Raw genomic sequence first — 17,449 nt, forward strand, 5'->3', positions numbered from 1 at the left:
AGGCGACCGGTGCGGTCGTGCGCCTGCAGGATGGTGGCGCCTGGCCGGCCAACGTCGCGCAGGGCTCGGTCACCTGGGTGAACGGCTGTGCCGGGCAGGCCGGCAAGACGGTCACGGTCGGGTCGCTGAAGTCGCCTTTTTCGAAAAGTTTTCGACGCCCTCACCTCGTTGACAGGCCTCTGCAAACGGTTGCATGCTGCTCTAGCACTTCCGGCAAAACGGACATGATCGCCCTTCTCGGCGCTGACGAAGGGGAACAACCTCATGAGCATGAGCCGCCGCCAGATTCTGGCCGTCACGGCCACGGCAGCGATGGGAGCCGCGGTCTCCGCGTGCGGATCGCCGGACTCGCCGGGCTCCGGCTCGCCGGTCGCGGGGGCCGCCGAGGCCGTACCCGCGGCGCCGGAAAAGCCCGTGGTGCTGAACATCCTCGATGTCGCGGGCAATCTGCAGCTGACCCAGCCGATGATCGACGATTTCGTGAAGAAGAACCCGAAAGTCATCTCGAAGGTGACCTACGCGACCGCCACGGCCCCCGACCTGGTCGGGAAGATCAAGGCGCAGCAGGGTGCCAAGCGGGTCAGCATCGGGCTGGTGCTCACCGGCACCGACGGCCTGTCCGCCGGGATCGAGCAGGGACTCTGGCAGCAGCTGCTGCCGGTCAACGAGAAACTGCTCTCGAACATGAGCACCTACCAGGAGCCCGCGGCGAACATGCAGAAACTCGCCGGTGACAGTGGTGTCGTGGTCACCTACTACCCCTCCGGGCCGCTCCTGGAGTACATGCCCGACCGCGTCCCCAAGCCGCCGACCACCGCGGAAGAGCTTCTGGCGTACGCCAAGGCGAATCCGGGCAAGGTGGAGTACGCCCGCCCGGCCAACTCCGGCCCGGGGCGAACGCTGCTCATGGGCCTGCCGTACGTGCTGGGTGACTCCGACCCCCAGGACCCGGTCAAGGGCTGGGACAAGACCTGGGCCTACCTGGCCGAATTGGCTAAGTACATCGACCGTTACCCCTCCGGCACCACCCAGACGATGAAAGACCTGGCCGGCGGCACGGTCGACATCATCGCGAGCACCACCGGCTGGGACATCAACGCGCGCGCCCTGGGCACCGTCCCGGCCGAGGCGAAAATAACCACCCTGAAAGGCTTTCACTGGGTGACGGACGCGCACTACGCCGTCGTCCCGCGCGGTGTCACCCGCGACCAGGAAGCCGCGGTGCTCGCTCTGGTGCAGAACATGCTGACGCCGCAGCAGCAGGCCAAGGCCTACGACACCGGCTACTTCTACCCCGGCCCGGCCGTCGAGGGCGTCGACGTGTCGATGGCCCCGGAGAAGAGCCGCCAGGTGCTCGACACCTACGGCCGCCCGGAGTACGACGCGCTGATCGAGAACAACCCGAAAGAGGTTCCGCTGGCGGCCGAGGCGCTGGTCACGGCGTTCGACACCTGGGACCGCACGATCGGCGGCTCCAAGGTGGAGAAGTGACCTTTTCCCGGCTGCGCCTGGAGAACGTCGGGCGGCGCTTCGCCGGTACCGACGCGCTCCAGCATCTCGACCTCACGATCGAGCAGGGCGAGTTCATCGCCCTGCTGGGCCCTTCCGGCTGCGGGAAGTCGACCGCCCTGAACTGCGTGGCCGGTCTGCTGCCGCTCAGCAGTGGGCGGATCTGGCTGGACGAGAAGCGGATCGACGTGCTGGCCCCCGAACGCCGCGGGTTCGGCATGGTCTTCCAGAACTACGCCCTGTTCCCCCACCTGACCGTGCGACGCAACATCGAGTTCGGGCTGCGCATGCGCCGACTGCCCAAACCCGAGATCGCCCGCCGGGCCGCGCAGGCCCTGGAACTGGTGCACCTGGAGGACCAGGCCGGCAAACTGCCCGGCCAGCTCTCCGGCGGGCAGCAGCAGCGGGTGGCCATCGCCCGCGCCGTCGCCCTGGAACCCTCCGTGGTGCTGATGGACGAGCCGCTGTCGAACCTCGACGCCAAGCTGCGCCTCGAGATGCGCACCGAGATCCGGCGCCTGCACCAGAGTCTCGGCCTGACCACGATCTACGTGACGCACGACCAGGAGGAGGCCCTCTCGATGGCCGACCGCCTGGTGGTACTGCGCCACGGCCAGGTTCAGCAGATCGGCACCCCCGAAGAGCTGCACTCGCACCCCGTCAGCTGGCCCGTGGCCGATTTCATGGGCTGCCGCAACCTGTTCGCGGGGTCCCTCCTCACCCCGGCGGCCGACCGGGGAGAAGCGGCCATGGTGGACGTCCTGGGTCTGCGCATCGAGGGAACCGCGGCTGCGCACGTGGAGACTCCCGGAGCGGTGGCCGTGGGGATCCGGCCCGAGGACATCGAGGTCGTCCCGGTCCCCGGGCCGCACACGGTGGACGCCACGGTCTCCGTCGTGGAGTACCAGGGCCGGGAGTTCGCCGTGGAGGCCCTCACCGGACCCGGCCTGAGGCTGCACGTGCGCACCGCGGAACGTCTGGTGCCCGGCGACCCGGTGGCCCTGCGCCTGCCGCCCGAACGCCTGCTGGTCTTCCCCGGCGGCGCCGACCTGCCCCGGCCGGTCGCCCCGCTCGACGAGGAGATCACGCCCGACCTCCCGGCGGATGCGGGCGCGCCGGCATGACCACCGCAGCGACCACCGAACCGACCACCGAACCGACGGCCGCCTCGTCCTCTGATCGGGCCGGTCTGCGTCATCGCCTGGCCGAACGCGGTATCGACGCCCGCCTGCTGCTGCTCCTGCCCGGCCTGGTGCTCGTCATCGCGCTGTTCGTCTACCCGTTCGTCTACGGCCTGGGCCTGTCGTTCCAGCCGATGGACGGCGGCGGCCCGTTCGAGAACTACCGCCGGTTCTTCGGCGACGCCTTCCAGCGGGCCACGATCGGCAAGACCCTCTGGCTGGCCCTGCCCGCCGCCCTTCTCAACGTCGCCGCCTCCGTCCCGATCGCCTACCGCCTGCGCGGACGGTTCCGGGGAAAGCGGATCCTGACCACGATTCTCGTCATCCCGATCACCCTCGGAACGGTCCTGACCGCCGAGGGCCTGCTGAACTTCGCCGGCCCCTCCGGCTGGCTCAACCGGGCCCTGCTGGGCATCGGCCTGATCGATGATCCGCTGCGCCTGGTGAACAACTACTGGGGCGTCTTCTTCTCGCTGATCATCAGCGGATTCCCCTTCGCCTTCCTGCTCATCCTGAGCTACCTGTCCGGCATCGACCCGTCCCTCGAACGCGCCGCCGCCTCACTGGGTGCTAACGCCTGGAACCGCTTCCGCCTCATCACCCTTCCCCTCCTGGCACCCGGACTGGCCACCACGTTCTGCCTCACCTTCGTCCTCGCGTTCAGCGTCTTCCCCTCCGCGATCCTCGTCGGCGACCCCACCGACTCCACCCGCGTCATCTCGATCGCCGCCTACCAGGCCGCCTACGAGCAGTACGACTACCCGTTCGCGTCCACCATCGCGATCGTCATGGGCGTCATCGAACTCGCCGTGATCGGGGTGGTGCTGGCCGGCCGGTCGCGCCTCTACACCGGCACCACCGGAGGCAAGGGCGCATGACCACCACCCCCACCCGTGACATCCCTGGGCCCGCACCCCGCCGCCTGGTCGCGTCCCCCCTGGCCTGGCTGGTCTGGGGCGCCGTCGGCCTCTTCCTGCTGGCCCTGCTCGGGGTCGTCGCCTCGGTGGTCGTGAACTCCCTGGGCAGCCGCTGGTTCGACACCTGGCTACCCTCGGGCTGGACCGCCCAGTGGTACCGCGAGGCCTGGACCGGCTTCGACCTGTTCTCGGTCATCGTCACCACCCTCGAGGTCGCGCTCGCCGTCGTGGTGCTGTCGATCCTCGTCGGCGTCCCCACCGCCTACGTGCTGGCCCGCCGCACCTTCCCCGGAAAACGCCTGGTCTTCCTGCTGTTCCTGCTGCCGATCATGATGCCGCCCATCACCTACGGCATTCCCCTGGCGACCGTCCTCTACAAGGTCGGCCTGGCCGGCAACCTCAGCGGCGTCATCCTGGCCAACCTGGTGCCGTGCGTGCCCTTCGTGGTGCTGACCATGACCCCGTTCATCGAGCAGATCGACCCGGCCATCGAGAACGCCGCGAGGATGTCCGGGGCCGGCACCTTCCCGGTCTTCACCCGGATCCTGGCCCCCCTGCTCCTGCCCGGCATCCTCGCCTCCGCGATCCTCGTCCTGGTGCGCACGGTCGGCATGTTCGAGCTGACCTTCCTGACGGCCGGCCCCACCTCGACCACCCTCGTCGTGGCCCTGTTCAACTCGATGAACGCCGCCGGCATCCGCGCCCAGCAGTCCGTCGACGCGATGGCCGTGGTCTACATGCTGGTGATGCTCGTGCTCCTGGTCACGGCCCTGCGCTTCGTCAACCCGACCCAGCTGGTCAGCCAGGTGAAGGAAGAACCCCTGGAGTAGCCCTCACCCGGTCAGGTGCTCCCGCAGGGTGCTGCCCGTGTACTCGGTGCGGAACCGGCCGCGCTTCTGCAGGACGGGGACGACCTGGTCGACGAAGGTGGCCAGCTCGTAGGGGAGGGTCGAGCCCATGACGGTGAAACCGTCGACAGCGCCGGCGTCCTGCCACTCGATGATCATGTCGGCGAGTTGTTCGGGGGTGCCGACGAAATGGGTCTGGCCGGCGCCGCCCTCGATGTGTTGCGCCACCTCCCGCAACGAGGCTTCCGGACGCGCCCGGGCCGCGGCGTACAGTCGCTCGGCGCGGCTGGAGGGGACGCTTCCGGTCGGTTCGGGCAGCGGTAGGTCGGGGTCGAAGGCGTCCGGGTCGAGACCGGCTGTGTAGAGGGCGTTCTGCCAGCGGAACTCCGGGCTGGAGAGTTCTTCCAGGGTGCGGGCGCGCTCCTGGGCCTCGGCCTCGGTGCTGCCCAGTGTCACCATCAGCGCGGGCAGGACGAGCACCTGGTCCGGGTGACGGCCTGCCTTCACCACCTGCTCGTGCAGAGTGGTGCGGAACTTCACCGCCGCCTCCAGGGACGGCGGCCCGGAAAAGACCAGCTCCGCGTACTTCGCCGCCAGCCCCACACCCGCCGACGACTGACCCGCCTGCACGAGCACCGGACGCCCCTGCGGGGAACGCGGGAACGGCAGGATGCCGTCGACGCGGTGGAACTGCCCATGGAAGTGCGGGTCGTTGACCTTCGAGCGGTCGGCCCACACGCCCCGCTCGCGGTCGCCGACGAGTGCGTCGTCCTCCCAGGCATCCCACAGGTGCGTGACGACGTCCGTAAATTCGTGGGCCCATACGTATCTTTCGGCCGGGTCGGGATGGCTCGCCTCACCGAAGGCGGCCGCCGCCAGCGGCGTGACCGTGGTGACGATGTTCCAGCCGGCCCGGCCCCCGCTCAGGTGGTCGAGGGTCGCGAAACGCCGCGCCAGGTCCCAGGGCTTGGCGTAGGTGGTCGAGCCGGTACCGATCAGGCCGATGTGGCTGGTGACGGCGGCCAGCGCCGACAGCACGGAGATCGGGTCGAACTGGGTCTGGGGCAGATGGGTGACGCGGTACCCGGCGATCGCGAGGTTGTCGGCCAGGAAGATGGAGTCCATCAGGCCCCGCTCGGCGATCCTCGCGATCTCGGCGTAGTACGGCAGACCCAGAACGTGGCGGACGTCGTCGGGCACCACCCGCCAGGCCGACTCGTGATAACCGTGCGGCCAGATGAAGGCGTTGAAGTGCAGGGGTTTCGGGCTCATCGGGACCGTAGCCTCTCCAGGGCCGCGCGGCCCTCGTCGTCCGCTGCCCGGAAGATGAGCAGCCGCTGATCGGGATTCTGCATCGGTACCAGCATCTCGAAGTCCAGGGAGATGACGCCGACCTCCGGGTGGTGCATGACCTTGCGTCCACGGCCCTGGTGGCGGACCTCCGGATCGGCCCACAGCCGCGCGAAGTCCTCGACGTCGGCGATGAATTCGACGATCAGGTGATTCAGCTCCGGGTCGTCGGGATGGGCGGCCCAGGCGGTGCGCAGGTTGGCGATCCCGTCGCGTAGCACCTTCTCGCGGTCGGGGTAGGACCGGCTGATCTGCGGGTGGAGCAGACACAGCCGCACAAGATTACGTTCTGACGGCGGCAGCGTATCGAAATCCACCAACAAACGCACCATTTCCGCATTCCAGGAGAGAATGTCGTAGCGGTGGTTGAGCAGCAGGACCGGGAGCGGCGACAGGTCGTCGACGAGCCCGCTCAGGGACGCGGTCGCGGTGGTGGCGGGACGGTCCGCCGTGCGGGGGCGCTGCTGGGCCAGGTCGAAGAGGTAGTCACGCTCGTCGGGGGCCAGGCGCATCGCCCGGGCCAGGGCCTCCAGCACGGTCACGGAGGGGCGCAGCCCCCGGGCCTGTTCCAGGCGCACGATGTAGTCGGTGCTGACGCCCGCCAGTTCGGCGACCTCCTCGCGGCGCAGACCCGGGGTGCGCCGCGACTGCCGACGCCGGGGCAGGCCGAAGTCGCGGGGGTCCAGGCGCTCGCGCCGGGTGCGCAGGAACGTGGCCAGTTCCTGCGTCCGGTCCACTGTGCGGGTCGTCATTCCCGGTCCAACAGCAGGGTAGGACTGATATTCCCAGGAACTTCCTTCTCTGACCCCCGGCTCCCGGCCGTCCCAGACTCGGTTCACCACGGATCACCCGGCACAGGAGAGAAGACCATGACCCTCACCCTCGACACCTACCGCCTGCTGGGCCGCTCCGGCCTGCGGGTCTCCCCGTTGGCCCTGGGAGCAGCCACCTTCGGCACCGACTGGGGCTGGGGCGCGGACCGGGACGATGCCCGCAAACTGTTCGATCTCTACGTGGATCGCGGCGGCAACTTCATCGACACGGCGGTGACCTACACCAACGGCCAGTCCGAGCGCATGCTGGGCGAGTTCGCCGGGCCCCGCCGCGAGAGCCTGGTGCTGTCGACGAAATACACCACCCTGCGCCGGCCCGGTGACCCGAACTCCGGCGGGAGCCACCGCAAGAGCCTGGTCGGTGCGGTGGAGACCAGCCTGCGGCAGCTGAACACGGACTACATCGACCTGCTCTACCTGCACGTGTGGGACTTCCGGACCCCGGTCGAGGAGATCCTGCGCAGCCTGGACGACGTCGTGCGGCAGGGCAAGGTCTTGTACGTCGCGATCTCCAACACCCCGGCCTGGCAGGTGTCGCGGATGCAGGCGATCGCCGATCTGCGGGGCTGGTCACCCCTGGCCGCGCTGCAGATCGAGTACAACCTGCTGCAGCGTGACGGCGAGCGCGACCTGATCCCGATGGCCCAGGAGATGGGTCTGGGAGTGACCCTGTGGTCGCCGCTGGCCGGAGGAGTGCTCACCGGCAAATACCGCCGCGAGGACCTGAACACCCCGAGCGCCGACGACGGCACGCGCAAGAGCTTCAACCTCGCCCTGGGCGGTATCGGCGAGCGCACCTTCGGCATCGTTGACGTGGTGAAGGAGATCGCCGCGGACCTGGGCCGCACTCCCGCCCAGGTCGCTCTGGCCTGGACCTTGCAGAACCCGGGGGTGACGGCCCCGATCCTCGGTGCCCGCACCCCCGATCAGCTGGAGGACAACCTGGGAGCCCTCGACGTCGAGTTCACCGCCGGTCAGCTGGCCCGGCTCGCGGAGGTCAGCGCGATCGACCTCGGCTTCCCGCACGCCATGCTGGCGAGCGACCACATCCGGGCCCAGATGCTGGGGGACATGAAGGTGGAGCCCCGCACCCGGCCGTGATCAGGCAAACCCCTGCGGGTTTCACCAGCCGGTACGCAGGACCCTCTCCAGAGCATCGACGAAGTAGGTCGCGGACTGCTCGCTCAGGCATAGTGGGGGCTTGATTTTCAGCACGTTCTGGTGATCGCCCGTGGGCTGCATGAACACGCCCAGCCCGAGGAGCCGGTCGCAGATGGCGGCCGTCTCCTCGGTGGCGGGTTCCAGGGTCTCGCGGTCCCGGACGAACTCCAGCCCGAGGTACAGGCCGTGGCCGTGCACGGCGCCGACAATCGGGTACGTGTCGCCGAGTTCCCGCAGCTGACGGTCCATTTCGCCGCCGACGTCCAGGGCGTTACGTTGCAGCTGCTCACTCTGGATGATGTCGAGCACCGTCGTGCCGATGACGCTGGAGACCGGGGAGCCGCCGGTGGACGAGAAGAAGTAGCCGCCCGTGCGGTAGCAGTCGGCGATGGCCCGGGTGGTGACGACCGCGCCGACCGGATGCCCGCTGCCGGCCGACTTGGCCACGGCCACGATGTCCGGCACGACGTCCTGCTGCTCGAAACCCCAGAACCAGTGCCCCAGGCGTCCGTACCCGACCTGGACCTCGTCGGCGATGGCCAGCCCACCGGCCTCCCGCACGGCCTGGTACACGGCTTTCAGGTAGCCGTCGGGCAGGGCGATGCCGCCGGCGTTGCCGAAATAGCTCTCGGCCATGAAACCGGCTGCGCGGTGGCCGACTTCCCGGATCTTCGCGACCGCCTCGTCGGCGTAGCGCCAGGCATCGTCACCGCGGTACAGGCCGCGGTAGCTGTTCGCCGCCTCCACGGTGTGGACCCAGGACGGGCGCGTGGCCAGGGCGTTCGGGTTGTCGGCGACCGACGTGGACACGGCGTCGCCGGCGTAGGTCCATCCGTGGTAAGCCTCGCGCATGGCGACGATGTCGGTGCGCCCGGTGGCGGCCATCGCCAGGCGGATCGCAAGATCGGCGGCCTCGGAACCCGAGTTCACGAAGAACACGGTGTCGAGCTCGTCGGGCAGCGTGGCGGTGATGCGCTCGGCGAACGTCGCGACGGCCTCGTAGTTGAAGCGGGAATTGGTGTTCAGCAGCCGCATCTGGCGATGGGCCGCCTCCACCAGCCGGGGATGGGCGTGCCCGACCGAGGTGACGTTGTTGACCATGTCCAGGTAGACCCGGCCGTCGGTGTCGATCAGGTGCTCCCGCCAGCCCCGCTCGACCTGTGGCGGCTCGGCGTAGTAGTGCTCCTGCACCCCGGCGACATGACGTTCCCTGCGCTGCAACAGATCCGAGCCGATTGAGGACGTCGTTGTCACCAGCCCGAGAGCCCTTGCGGGATCGATCGTGGTGGCTTCCCAGCCCCTGCGGTACCCGGCCTCGACCAGGAACGGAGCCGGTGCCTGGCCGGGGGGAACCACCTGGACCCGGATGCGGGTGCGAGCGGGAATCACCCCGTCTTCCAGCGGCTCGGGATGACGATTTTGTTCGTGGTCAGGCACACTTTCCCCGGACGCCCGGGGAAAGTGTGCATGATCACGGAGGAGGGTGGGGCCGCCGGAGAGCGGTTGCTCTCGAATTGTTTTGGGCTCTTGAAGCCACAGGGTGACGCCCGTCGTCACGGTGGCGGGCGGGGCCGAGCTGTATGTCGGAGATCCGGCCAGGACGGTGGCCCCGAAGGGCACGACGACCGCGTCGGCTCCCTCGTCCAAAAGCCTGGTTGCTTCTCGATCGAGGACGGTCGGGTCCGGCCAGGCGCCCTCGTCGAACAGCGGCGAGACGGTCGAGGTGTCCAGCACCTCCACCCGCCCCGAAAGGTCCACGACCGCGTCCCCTTGCCAGACCGGCCGTTCCGGGGCGGGCAGTCCCAGCTCGTGCCGGATCACACCCGCCATCACCTCGGCCGGTACGGATGTGGCCAGATCCAGGATGCGCTGCTCGGACTCCATACCCTCCAGCACGTAGGCATTGTCGGCGTCCAGCCGGACCTGCTGACGGCCACTCAGCACGAGCACGGCGCCGCGCAGCACGACCAGGGGCCAGAGAGCATCGGCCTCGGCCGGGGTCAGGGGGCGCAGGGTGTGGAAGGCCCGGACCGCCGGGAGCACCGACAGCGGCGTGGCTCCGTCATGATGCAGCACGCAGGAGATGGTGACGGCCAGCTCGGCGACCCGCCACGACCGCATCACGTCACCGAAGTCGATGATGGCGTCGGGCAGCGCCACGGGAGCGTGCGGGGCCATGACATTGTCGTCGGTGAGGTCGAAGTGCCCGATCTGCAGCGGAAGTTCGTTCTCGACCGCGGCCAGCAACCGTCCGGCCGTCGACGCGGCGGCGAGCACGTCGTCCCGTACCTGGAGATCCGGCTCGGACCCGGCCAGAAGATCGATCACCCGCCGGGCGTGCCGCAGGTCCCACTGCAGAACGCGGTCGGCGGCCGCATCGTCCAGGTCTTTCAGCGCCAGGCTGACCCGGCCGGCGAGCTCACCGAGCCGGGCGACGGCGGCGGGGGAGAGATACCGCGGCCCGCCGAGCGTGGCCCCCTCCACGTACTCGAGAACCCGAGCGCGCAGACGTCCACCATCGGTCGTCCAACTCGCATCCATCGGCCCGTTCGCCCCCTCGACCACCGCGGCCACCCGCAGATCCGGGTTGGCCTCGGCGACCAGCCGCGCCGCCGTGGTCTGCAGATCGATCTCGGCGTCGGAGAAGGCCGGATTGCTGAGCTTGAGCACCCCCAGCGTGCGGGCGGTGCCGGGCTCCCGCAGAAGAAAGTTCTGGTCCTGCTGACTTCCCAGCGGCAGCAGCTCCGCGGTCATCCCGAAGGTGGCGGCCAGCAGCTCCCTGGCCTCGGCGACCGGCAGCGTGGGCACGGGCAGTTCCGGCTGCGCGAAGAAGTCGAAAACGGTGCTCATGCCGGATGCCTCCTGGAGATACGGGTCTCCGAGAGGGTACGGGGCCGGTGGCGACGGGTGGCTACCCAGGTGTCGCAGACCGAGCGGGAGCTTCGTGTCACTGGTCCACATGCACCGGGCGCGCTGAGATCCGGTGGAGCCCGGCCTGGGAAACGACAAGGGTGCAATGTGTACACCTGGTACAAGTGGTACCGCATGTACCAGGTGTACACATCGAACGCATCGCGGCGCCATGGATCGCGCTGGATGGGAGGCAACTGATGAATTCGCGATCATTTTCTGGACGAGGAACACGGAGTAGTCGCTATGAGGCCGATCGTCATGCTGCTCATCCCCAGAGCCGATCACATCGAACTGATGGCCCGGCTACGTCGTGCCGGCTCGTACACCGACGACCGCCTCGACCGGCCGGGCTGCAGGGGCTCCTGGACACGGACTATGGCGAACTGATCAGCTACGACGAGGTTCTCGCGAGGTTCCGACGGGAACCGGCCTGAGACCGGCGGTCCTGGTCATGAGCCGGATGAGTTCGGCATCGCGATGACTACCGTGAGGGGTTCGAAGGTTCGGTGACGTCCGTCGTCACTCTCGAAGGGCGGAGCGTCAGGGTCGGCTGCCGGCCCACTTCCACGGCGACCACCCGGGCCTGCCGGATTGCGCCGACCAGCTCCGACCCCATTCTTTCGGGGTAGCGCCCGTCTGCCATCTCGGGGATGTTCACATGCCCGTAGGGCTCGCCGTGTGACGTCAGCCGGACACCCAGACCGTAGGCGTGAGCGCAGACGATGCGCACTTCGACCAAGGCTCCGAGCAAGTCGGGGCTGAGTCCGCCCCACCGGTCGGGAGTCAGCTCATGAATGTCGCGATCGTTCGGCACGAGAACGCCTCTGGGCACGGAGTTCCCGCCCCGGCCGCACGACCGGGGCAGGAACGCCAGGGTTTACAGGAAGGGCTTGAGCAGGCTCAGGTCGGCTTCCGACAGCCGGTCGCTCGCGGTCGCGGCCTGGTGCCAGTACGGGTAGCGCAGCGGGGTCTGGCTCACGGTGTCGAGGCGGGTGCGTTCTTCGTCGGTGAGGACGAGGTCGGCGGCGGCGAGGTTGTCGGTCAGTTGGGCCTCGGTGCGGGCGCCGATGACCAGGGAGGTAACGCCGGGGCGGCCGAGCAGCCAGGCCAGGGCCACCTGGGCGGCCGAGACGTTGTGCGCCTCGCCGGTTTCGACCAGGGCGTCGACGATGTCGTAGAGCTTGCCCTCGTCGTGGACCGGCGGCTCGTTCCAGTCGCCGAGGTGGCGTGAGCCTTCGGGGGCCGTGACGTCGCGGCGGTACTTGCCCGACAGCAGACCTCCGGCGAGCGGGCTCCAGACCAGGATGCCGAGGTCCTGGTCGAGGGTGAGGGGGATGAGCTCGTCCTCGGCGTCGCGGGCCTGCAGCGTGTAGTGGATCTGCTGGGAGACGTAGCGCTGGTAGCCGCGGGAGTCCGCGGTGGCCAGGGCCTTCATCAGCTGCCAGCCGCTGTGGTTCGAGGCGCCGACGTAGCGGATCTTGCCCGCGCGGATCAGGCTGTCGAGTGCTTCGAGGGTCTCCTCGAGCGGGGTCTGGCCGTCCCACTCGTGGATCTGGAACAGGTCGATGTAGTCGGTGCGCAGGCGCTTCAGGCTGCGCTCGACCGAGCGGACGAGGTGGTGGCGCGAGGCCCCGCCGTCGTTGGGGCCGGGCCCCACGACCATCCGGGCCTTGGTGGCCAGCAGCACGTCGTCACGACGCCCCTGCAGCACCTCCCCGGTGATCTCCTCGCTGACCCCGTCGCTGTACACGTCGGCGGTGTCGATCAGGTTCACACCCGCGTCCAGGGCCAGATCGATCTGGCGCCGGGCGGTTTCGACGTCGGTGTTGCCGACCGCGGAGAAGCCTCCCTTCCCGCCGAAGGTCATCGTGCCCATCGTCAATGTCGAGACGCGTAGTCCCGACCGTCCAAGTCGTCGGTACTCCATGGATGACGACGCTACCTGGTCGTCATCCCCTCGCGTTCTGAGCTGCGGCCGTGACGAGGGCGGTGACCGCTTCGCGGTGGTCGTGCTCCAGCCGGGCGATGACGATGCGGCTGGGTTCGGCGTCCTCGACCCGGACACAGACGATGCCGGTCGGTACCGGGGTGACGAGGGACCGGGGCAGGACGGCGACCACTCGCCCGATCCGGACCATCGGGATCAGCTCGGCGACATCCCCCAGTTCAGGGCCGTCCGTCTCCGTGGAGGAGAGGCCCCGCCAGCGCGGGAACGTCTCCCCGGCCAGCTCCGCCGTACGGATCTGCTCGCGCCCGGCCAGGGCGTGATGATCGGGCAGGATCGCGACCCGGTCCTCGATGAGCAGGGTCTGCACGGCCAGCCCGGTGAGGTCGTCGAAGGGCGCGTAGAGGAGGCCCACGTCGGCGCGTCCCTCGTGGAGGAAACCGGCCCGGTCGGTGCTGCCGGAGAAGAGAATGTCGACCTGCCGAGTGTGGGGATGCCCGGCGAAGGCCGCGAGGATCCCGGACAGGAGGCCCGCGTCTCCACCCGGCTTCAGGACGAGGCGGAGATGGTCGTGATCACCGGCGCGCCGGGTGTTCCGGACCGCGACGGTCATCGCGTTCAGGGCGTGCCGGCCATGCTCGAGCAGCACCGTTCCGGCCGGTGTGAGTGCAACGCTACGGCTGGTCCGGTCGAGCAGACGCACCCCGAGGCGTGACTCGATGCGCTGCAAGGTCTTCGACAGCGCCGGCTGGGCAATGCAGAGCCGTTCCGCGGCCCGGCCGAAGTGCAGCTCCTCGGCCACGGCGACGAAGTACCGCAACTCGCGCGTCTCCAGCAGATCCATGCCTAAAGGTTATCGGTCGAGGCCCAGTCAATATTGGACGCACGGCTCGGTAGACGGTGAGATCGATGCATGATCAATCACACGATGCTGGTCGCGTTCACCGATCCGATCCCCGATGCCGAACTCGATCAGTTCCTGGCCGACATCGAGGCGGCGGTGAAGAACACCGGCCTGATGCGCACTTTCTCGGCCCAGCACCACATCCCGATCCCCGGTGAGGAGGCAATCCCGGCCTTCATCGCCACCGCCGTCCTGCAGTTCGGCGTCGACACCCGCGAAGACCTCACGGCCCTCTTCGCCACCCCCAGCGCCGAGGCGATCATTCACACCTGGCAGGCGCGTCGTCCGTACCGGGTGGCCTGGGTGAATCATGAAGTGGCCTGAATTCTAGGATTGCCCGGTGGACGTCTACGAACTTGCTGCCGGATTGCCGGAGACCGAGGTTTTGCGAGCCAGGTGCCGGGCGCTGGCGCTTCTCGACCGGATCCTGGCCGGCGAGAACGGCTACCACCACTACGTCCCGGCCTGGGGTGACGACCAGGCGATGACCATGGACAACAACGGCGGCGACGAATGGACGATCGTGTTCACCGGCGCTGGTTGTTTCATCCGGATCTTCGATCACGAGTCGCCGATGACTCCCTGGCGTGACGAGGATCTGGAGCTGTGGCCCGGACTGGCCGATGGTCTCCCGGAGGTCTTCCGCGGGCAGCTCGACGAGCCGGCCTTCTCCACCGAGGACGGCGGGTACGTGGCGACAGCTCTGCTCTGGCGACAGGACGGCGATGATCGGTGGTCGGCCGGCCCGGACCTCACATTTCCCGAAGCTTCTGGCGCGTACCAGAAATCGCCGGACGGCGCGTCGATGCTCGACGTACTACTGGACGACATGGCCGTGCGGTACGTCGAGCTGGCCCGGGAGAACTACGAGGTCGACCTCGGCGCGGGCGATGTCCAGCCGATCGTTTCCGGGCGTCCCCTGACGGATGCGCTCGTGCTGGCGCTCAACCCGGAGGCGGATCTGGACGATGTCCGGACCTACGCTTCCGGCATCGGATATCCCGTGTGAAACGAGCCGGGCTCAGCCGGTGAGCCCTCCGAACAACCCTGCGGCCACCGCCGCCCCGAGCAGGAGCCCGGCTGCGACCTGGGCCGGGGTGTGGGCCCGGAGCCGGACGCGCGACCAGGCCACCGCGGCGGCGCCGACGACAGCGATCGCCGTGGTGGGCGTCCCCAGTTCGATTCCCAGACAGACGGTGCTGCCCGCGGCGACGGCCGCGTGCACCGAGATCTTCCAGACCGTGGTGACGGCCAGGGTGGTGACCAGGCCTGCGGTCATGGCGATCACGAGGGCGCTCAGGGGTCTCGGGGCGCCGGCCAGGGCCAGCACGGTGAGGCCCACGATGATGGACGCGAGGGCGGCGGTCAGGGGGATCAGTCGCTGTTCGCGGATGCGTACGTGGCGGTCGGTCCACCAGCCCCGGCGGATGCCGACGAGGATCAGGGCGTAGGGCAGGCCCGGCGCGAAGAACAGGGTGAGCAGGCTCCAGCCCAGCCCGGCGGCCGGGCCCGATTCCGAGCAGGCGACCACGAGCACGGTGAGGGTCACCAGCGGCGCGGGGGCCAGAAGGTCGGTGATCTGCCGGGCCGCCCGGTCGGCGGGGGATCGGACATCGGGTTCGGCCTCGGCAACCACGGACAAAACGTTACTCACCGAAACGATTGACGGTGCACCGGGGCACGCCTACCGTGAAGTGGCAGTTGACGACGTGAGGAAGCTGGTGCAATTCCAGCACGGTCGCGCCACCGTGATCCAGGCCCTTCGAGGTGCCCGGTGAGTCGGATACTCCGTCGTCATGAAGCTCCACGTAGAGGGACGCAGAATCCCTGAAGGAGGCTTTTCGTGAGCAGCACCACCCCGTCGGGTTCGATTCCGGCAGCCGCGGCGACGCCCGTCGTCGTCCCCCTGTCGAGGGCGGGTCTCCTGCTCTTCGGCACCGCGCTGCTGGCCATGCTCGTCTACTACTTCATCGGCGTGGACCAGGGCGCCTACTCCATTTTCGGTGCGGACACGCACATCCACGAGTTCGTCCACGACGGCAGGCATTTCCTCGGATTCCCCTGCCACTGAGCGAACTGAGCAGATAAACAATGGAAAAGAAACTCATCCTGCGCGGCCTTCTGGCCGGCGCAGTCGGTGGCCTGCTCTCCTTCGTCTTCGCGCGAATCTTCGCCGAGCCGCAGATCCAGGCCGCGATCGACTACGAGGGTGCCCGTGACGCCGCCCAGGAGGCCCTGAGCACGGCCGCCCATGCGCACGAGGGGCACGAGGTGTTCAGCCGGACCCTTCAGGGCAACGCCGGTATCGGTGTGGCCCTGATCCTTTTCGGGATGGCGATGGGCGCGCTCTTCGCCATCGTCTACTCGCTGTGCCTGGGGCGGGTGGGCAGGATCCAGCCACGCAACCTGTCCCTGCTGGTCGCGGGCGCGGGTTTCGTCGGGCTGTACCTGGTGCCGTTCGTCAAGTATCCGGCCAACCCACCGGCGGTCGGGCACGAGGACTCCATCCGCGACCGCACCGACCTCTACCTGCTGATGGTGCTGGCGTCGGTCGTGCTCCTGGTGCTGGCCGTGGTGCTCGGACAGCGCCTGCAGGCTCGCTTCGGCAACTGGACCGCGACGATCCTGGCCGGCACCGCCTATCTGGTCGCGGTCGGCGTCGTGATGGCGTTGCTGCCGCAGTTCGGGCATCTGGCCGTGAACGAGGCCAGCTACGGGAGCCACGCCTCGGAGACACCTCTGCCGCTGACCGACAGCGACGGCAACATCGTCTTCCCGGGATTCCCGGCCGATCTGCTCTTCGACTTCCGGCTGAACTCGGTGGCCGCGCAGCTGATCATGTGGGCGGCGATCGGTGTGGTCTTCGCCCCGATGGCCGACCGGCTCCTGTCGCCCCGTACCGCGAAGATCCCGGCGGACCCGATCACCGCCTGAGCGCGCAGTCTCCACACAGCGATCCGGGATCCGGACGGCTCCGCTCGTCGGTGAGGGCGATGCGGTAGATCAGGCAACAGCTGAGGCGGCGAAACCCCTTGCCCGTTCTGGTAACAGGACGGTGGTGGGGAATCGCCGCCATCAGCCGGTCGCCCTCTGCCCCCGCGCGGCCGCTCAGCGAGGGGTCGTGCGCCGCGATCATCGACGTGGCGCTGTTCACCGCCGATGCCACGTTGCCCCAGAGCACCTGCGGCGACACCGGAACCACGGCGAGCACCGCCTCGGTCAGGGCCCTCACCGGTTCGGTGCCCCGGGCCGCCGGTGTGGACGCGGGCACCGACACCGGGTAGGGGCCACCGAGTTCGTCCTGCCACCAGATTGTTTCGAGACTCCAGCCCGGTTCGGCACCCCGGGCGACGGTGACGGCCAGGGTCGGTGCCAGCAGGCGGGCCACCAGACCGAGATGAGCAACGGACGCGGCAACGCGCGGTTCGATCCGGTCGGGGTCCCGGCCCGACATGCCCGCCAGCGAGACCCGCACCGCATCGATGCGCTTCCTGAGAACCTCCGGCCCGAGCACCAGTTCGACCATCGGACGCCACGGAGCGGTCGGGGACCCGGGGGCGGCGTGGGTCTCCAGCCCGAAGAACGGGCCGATAGCGCTGATGTCCTCGTACGTGTCGTCCACCCCCGGGTGAATTCTACTGGTCGCGGTAGCGCTTCGCCTCGGCCAGGGCCTGCTCGAGCGTCTTCGCGGTGGCCGGTACGGCCGGGCCGGAGAAACCCTGCTCCGGGTGGACGTACGGGGTGACGTACGCGGGCAGGTCGCGCTGGAAGCGCCAGCCCTGCGCGAGCGGCCCGGCGTCGAGGGTGTCGTAGCCGATCGAGTCGAAGAACCCGGTGACGGTCTGCTTGGCCGCGGCGTCGTCGCCCGCGATGACCAGGGCCGAGCGG

General features: G+C 68.9%; 16 protein-coding genes and 1 pseudogene. 9 read left to right on the forward strand and 8 right to left on the reverse strand.

From position 1 onward, the window contains the following. Nucleotides 1-264: 264 nt before the first annotated feature. From LR393_RS33635 to LR393_RS33650, 4 genes are read left to right on the forward strand one after another with little or no spacing between them, the layout of a single operon-like run. Entirely contained in the window at nt 265-1,491 is a 1,227-nt protein-coding gene (locus LR393_RS33635) for an extracellular solute-binding protein (RefSeq protein ID WP_345718866.1), read from the forward strand. Next, on the forward strand, nt 1,488-2,633 hold the full coding sequence (locus tag LR393_RS33640) for an ABC transporter ATP-binding protein (protein ID WP_231489269.1): 1,146 nt from the start codon (nt 1,488-1,490) through the stop codon (nt 2,631-2,633). The genes LR393_RS33635 and LR393_RS33640 overlap by 4 nt, the downstream gene beginning before the upstream one ends. Beyond that, complete coding sequence (locus tag LR393_RS33645) at nt 2,630-3,568, forward strand: ABC transporter permease (RefSeq protein WP_231489270.1); 939 nt, start codon at nt 2,630-2,632, stop codon at nt 3,566-3,568. The genes LR393_RS33640 and LR393_RS33645 overlap by 4 nt, the downstream gene beginning before the upstream one ends. Beyond that, on the forward strand, nt 3,565-4,437 hold the full coding sequence (locus tag LR393_RS33650; RefSeq protein ID WP_231489271.1) for an ABC transporter permease: 873 nt from the start codon (nt 3,565-3,567) through the stop codon (nt 4,435-4,437). The genes LR393_RS33645 and LR393_RS33650 overlap by 4 nt, the downstream gene beginning before the upstream one ends. Before the next feature lie 3 nt (nt 4,438-4,440). Here the strand turns inward: LR393_RS33650 and LR393_RS33655 are convergent, their stop codons facing one another. Both LR393_RS33655 and LR393_RS33660 read right to left on the reverse strand, forming a co-directional pair. Further along, nucleotides 4,441-5,727 (reverse strand): NtaA/DmoA family FMN-dependent monooxygenase, encoded by a 1,287-nt coding sequence (locus LR393_RS33655; RefSeq protein WP_231489272.1) that lies wholly within the window; start codon nt 5,725-5,727, stop codon nt 4,441-4,443. Further along, a complete protein-coding gene (locus LR393_RS33660) occupies nt 5,724-6,557 on the reverse strand; it encodes a helix-turn-helix transcriptional regulator (protein ID WP_231489273.1) in 834 nt (277 codons plus the stop codon). The genes LR393_RS33655 and LR393_RS33660 overlap by 4 nt, the downstream gene beginning before the upstream one ends. Nucleotides 6,558-6,674: 117 nt before the next feature. Between LR393_RS33660 and LR393_RS33665 the strand changes: the two genes are divergently transcribed. Beyond that, on the forward strand, nt 6,675-7,739 hold the full coding sequence (locus LR393_RS33665) for an aldo/keto reductase (RefSeq protein WP_231489274.1): 1,065 nt from the start codon (nt 6,675-6,677) through the stop codon (nt 7,737-7,739). Between the two features lie 21 nt (nt 7,740-7,760). Here LR393_RS33665 and LR393_RS33670 read toward each other — a convergent pair whose 3' ends face one another. From LR393_RS33670 to LR393_RS33680, 3 genes are all read right to left on the reverse strand, one after another. Beyond that, nucleotides 7,761-10,649, reverse strand: a complete 2,889-nt coding sequence (locus LR393_RS33670) for an aminotransferase (protein WP_231489275.1) — start codon at nt 10,647-10,649, stop codon at nt 7,761-7,763. Between the two features lie 940 nt (nt 10,650-11,589). Next, nucleotides 11,590-12,639 carry an aldo/keto reductase gene (locus tag LR393_RS33675; RefSeq protein WP_269328321.1) on the reverse strand — a complete coding sequence of 350 codons (1,050 nt, stop codon included), beginning with the start codon at nt 12,637-12,639 and terminating at the stop codon, nt 11,590-11,592. Nucleotides 12,640-12,661: 22 nt separating this feature from the next. Beyond that, entirely contained in the window at nt 12,662-13,501 is an 840-nt protein-coding gene (locus LR393_RS33680; protein WP_269328323.1) for a LysR family transcriptional regulator, read from the reverse strand. A 69-nt stretch (nt 13,502-13,570) separates the two neighbouring features. Between LR393_RS33680 and LR393_RS33690 the strand changes: the two genes are divergently transcribed. Together LR393_RS33690 and LR393_RS33695 are read left to right on the forward strand one after the other, a co-directional pair. Beyond that, nucleotides 13,571-13,885 carry a hypothetical protein gene (locus LR393_RS33690; protein WP_231489277.1) on the forward strand — a complete coding sequence of 105 codons (315 nt, stop codon included), beginning with the start codon at nt 13,571-13,573 and terminating at the stop codon, nt 13,883-13,885. A gap of 16 nt (nt 13,886-13,901) precedes the next feature. Further along, a complete protein-coding gene (locus tag LR393_RS33695; RefSeq protein ID WP_231489278.1) occupies nt 13,902-14,570 on the forward strand; it encodes a hypothetical protein in 669 nt (222 codons plus the stop codon). 12 nt (nt 14,571-14,582) lie between these two features. Here LR393_RS33695 and LR393_RS33700 read toward each other — a convergent pair whose 3' ends face one another. Continuing rightward, nucleotides 14,583-15,215 carry a phosphatase PAP2 family protein gene (locus LR393_RS33700; RefSeq protein ID WP_231489279.1) on the reverse strand — a complete coding sequence of 211 codons (633 nt, stop codon included), beginning with the start codon at nt 15,213-15,215 and terminating at the stop codon, nt 14,583-14,585. A gap of 189 nt (nt 15,216-15,404) precedes the next feature. Between LR393_RS33700 and LR393_RS36820 the strand changes: the two genes are divergently transcribed. Continuing rightward, entirely contained in the window at nt 15,405-15,632 is a 228-nt protein-coding gene (locus LR393_RS36820) for a CbtB domain-containing protein (protein ID WP_231489280.1), read from the forward strand. A gap of 20 nt (nt 15,633-15,652) precedes the next feature. Further along, nucleotides 15,653-16,495, forward strand: coding sequence for a CbtA family protein (locus LR393_RS33710; RefSeq protein WP_231489281.1), 843 nt, complete (start codon nt 15,653-15,655; stop codon nt 16,493-16,495). Here LR393_RS33710 and LR393_RS33715 read toward each other — a convergent pair. Further along, complete coding sequence (locus LR393_RS33715) at nt 16,485-17,183, reverse strand: (2Fe-2S)-binding protein (protein WP_231489282.1); 699 nt, start codon at nt 17,181-17,183, stop codon at nt 16,485-16,487. The two genes, LR393_RS33710 and LR393_RS33715, sit on opposite strands and share 11 nt — an antisense overlap. A gap of 13 nt (nt 17,184-17,196) precedes the next feature. Continuing rightward, nucleotides 17,197-17,449: pseudogene (locus tag LR393_RS33720) on the reverse strand (NADP oxidoreductase); the annotation flags it as partial.

The sequence above is a fragment of the Kineosporia mesophila genome (assembly GCF_021129235.1).
In the GTDB taxonomy this organism is placed as follows: Bacteria; Actinomycetota; Actinomycetes; order Actinomycetales; family Kineosporiaceae; genus Kineosporia; species Kineosporia mesophila.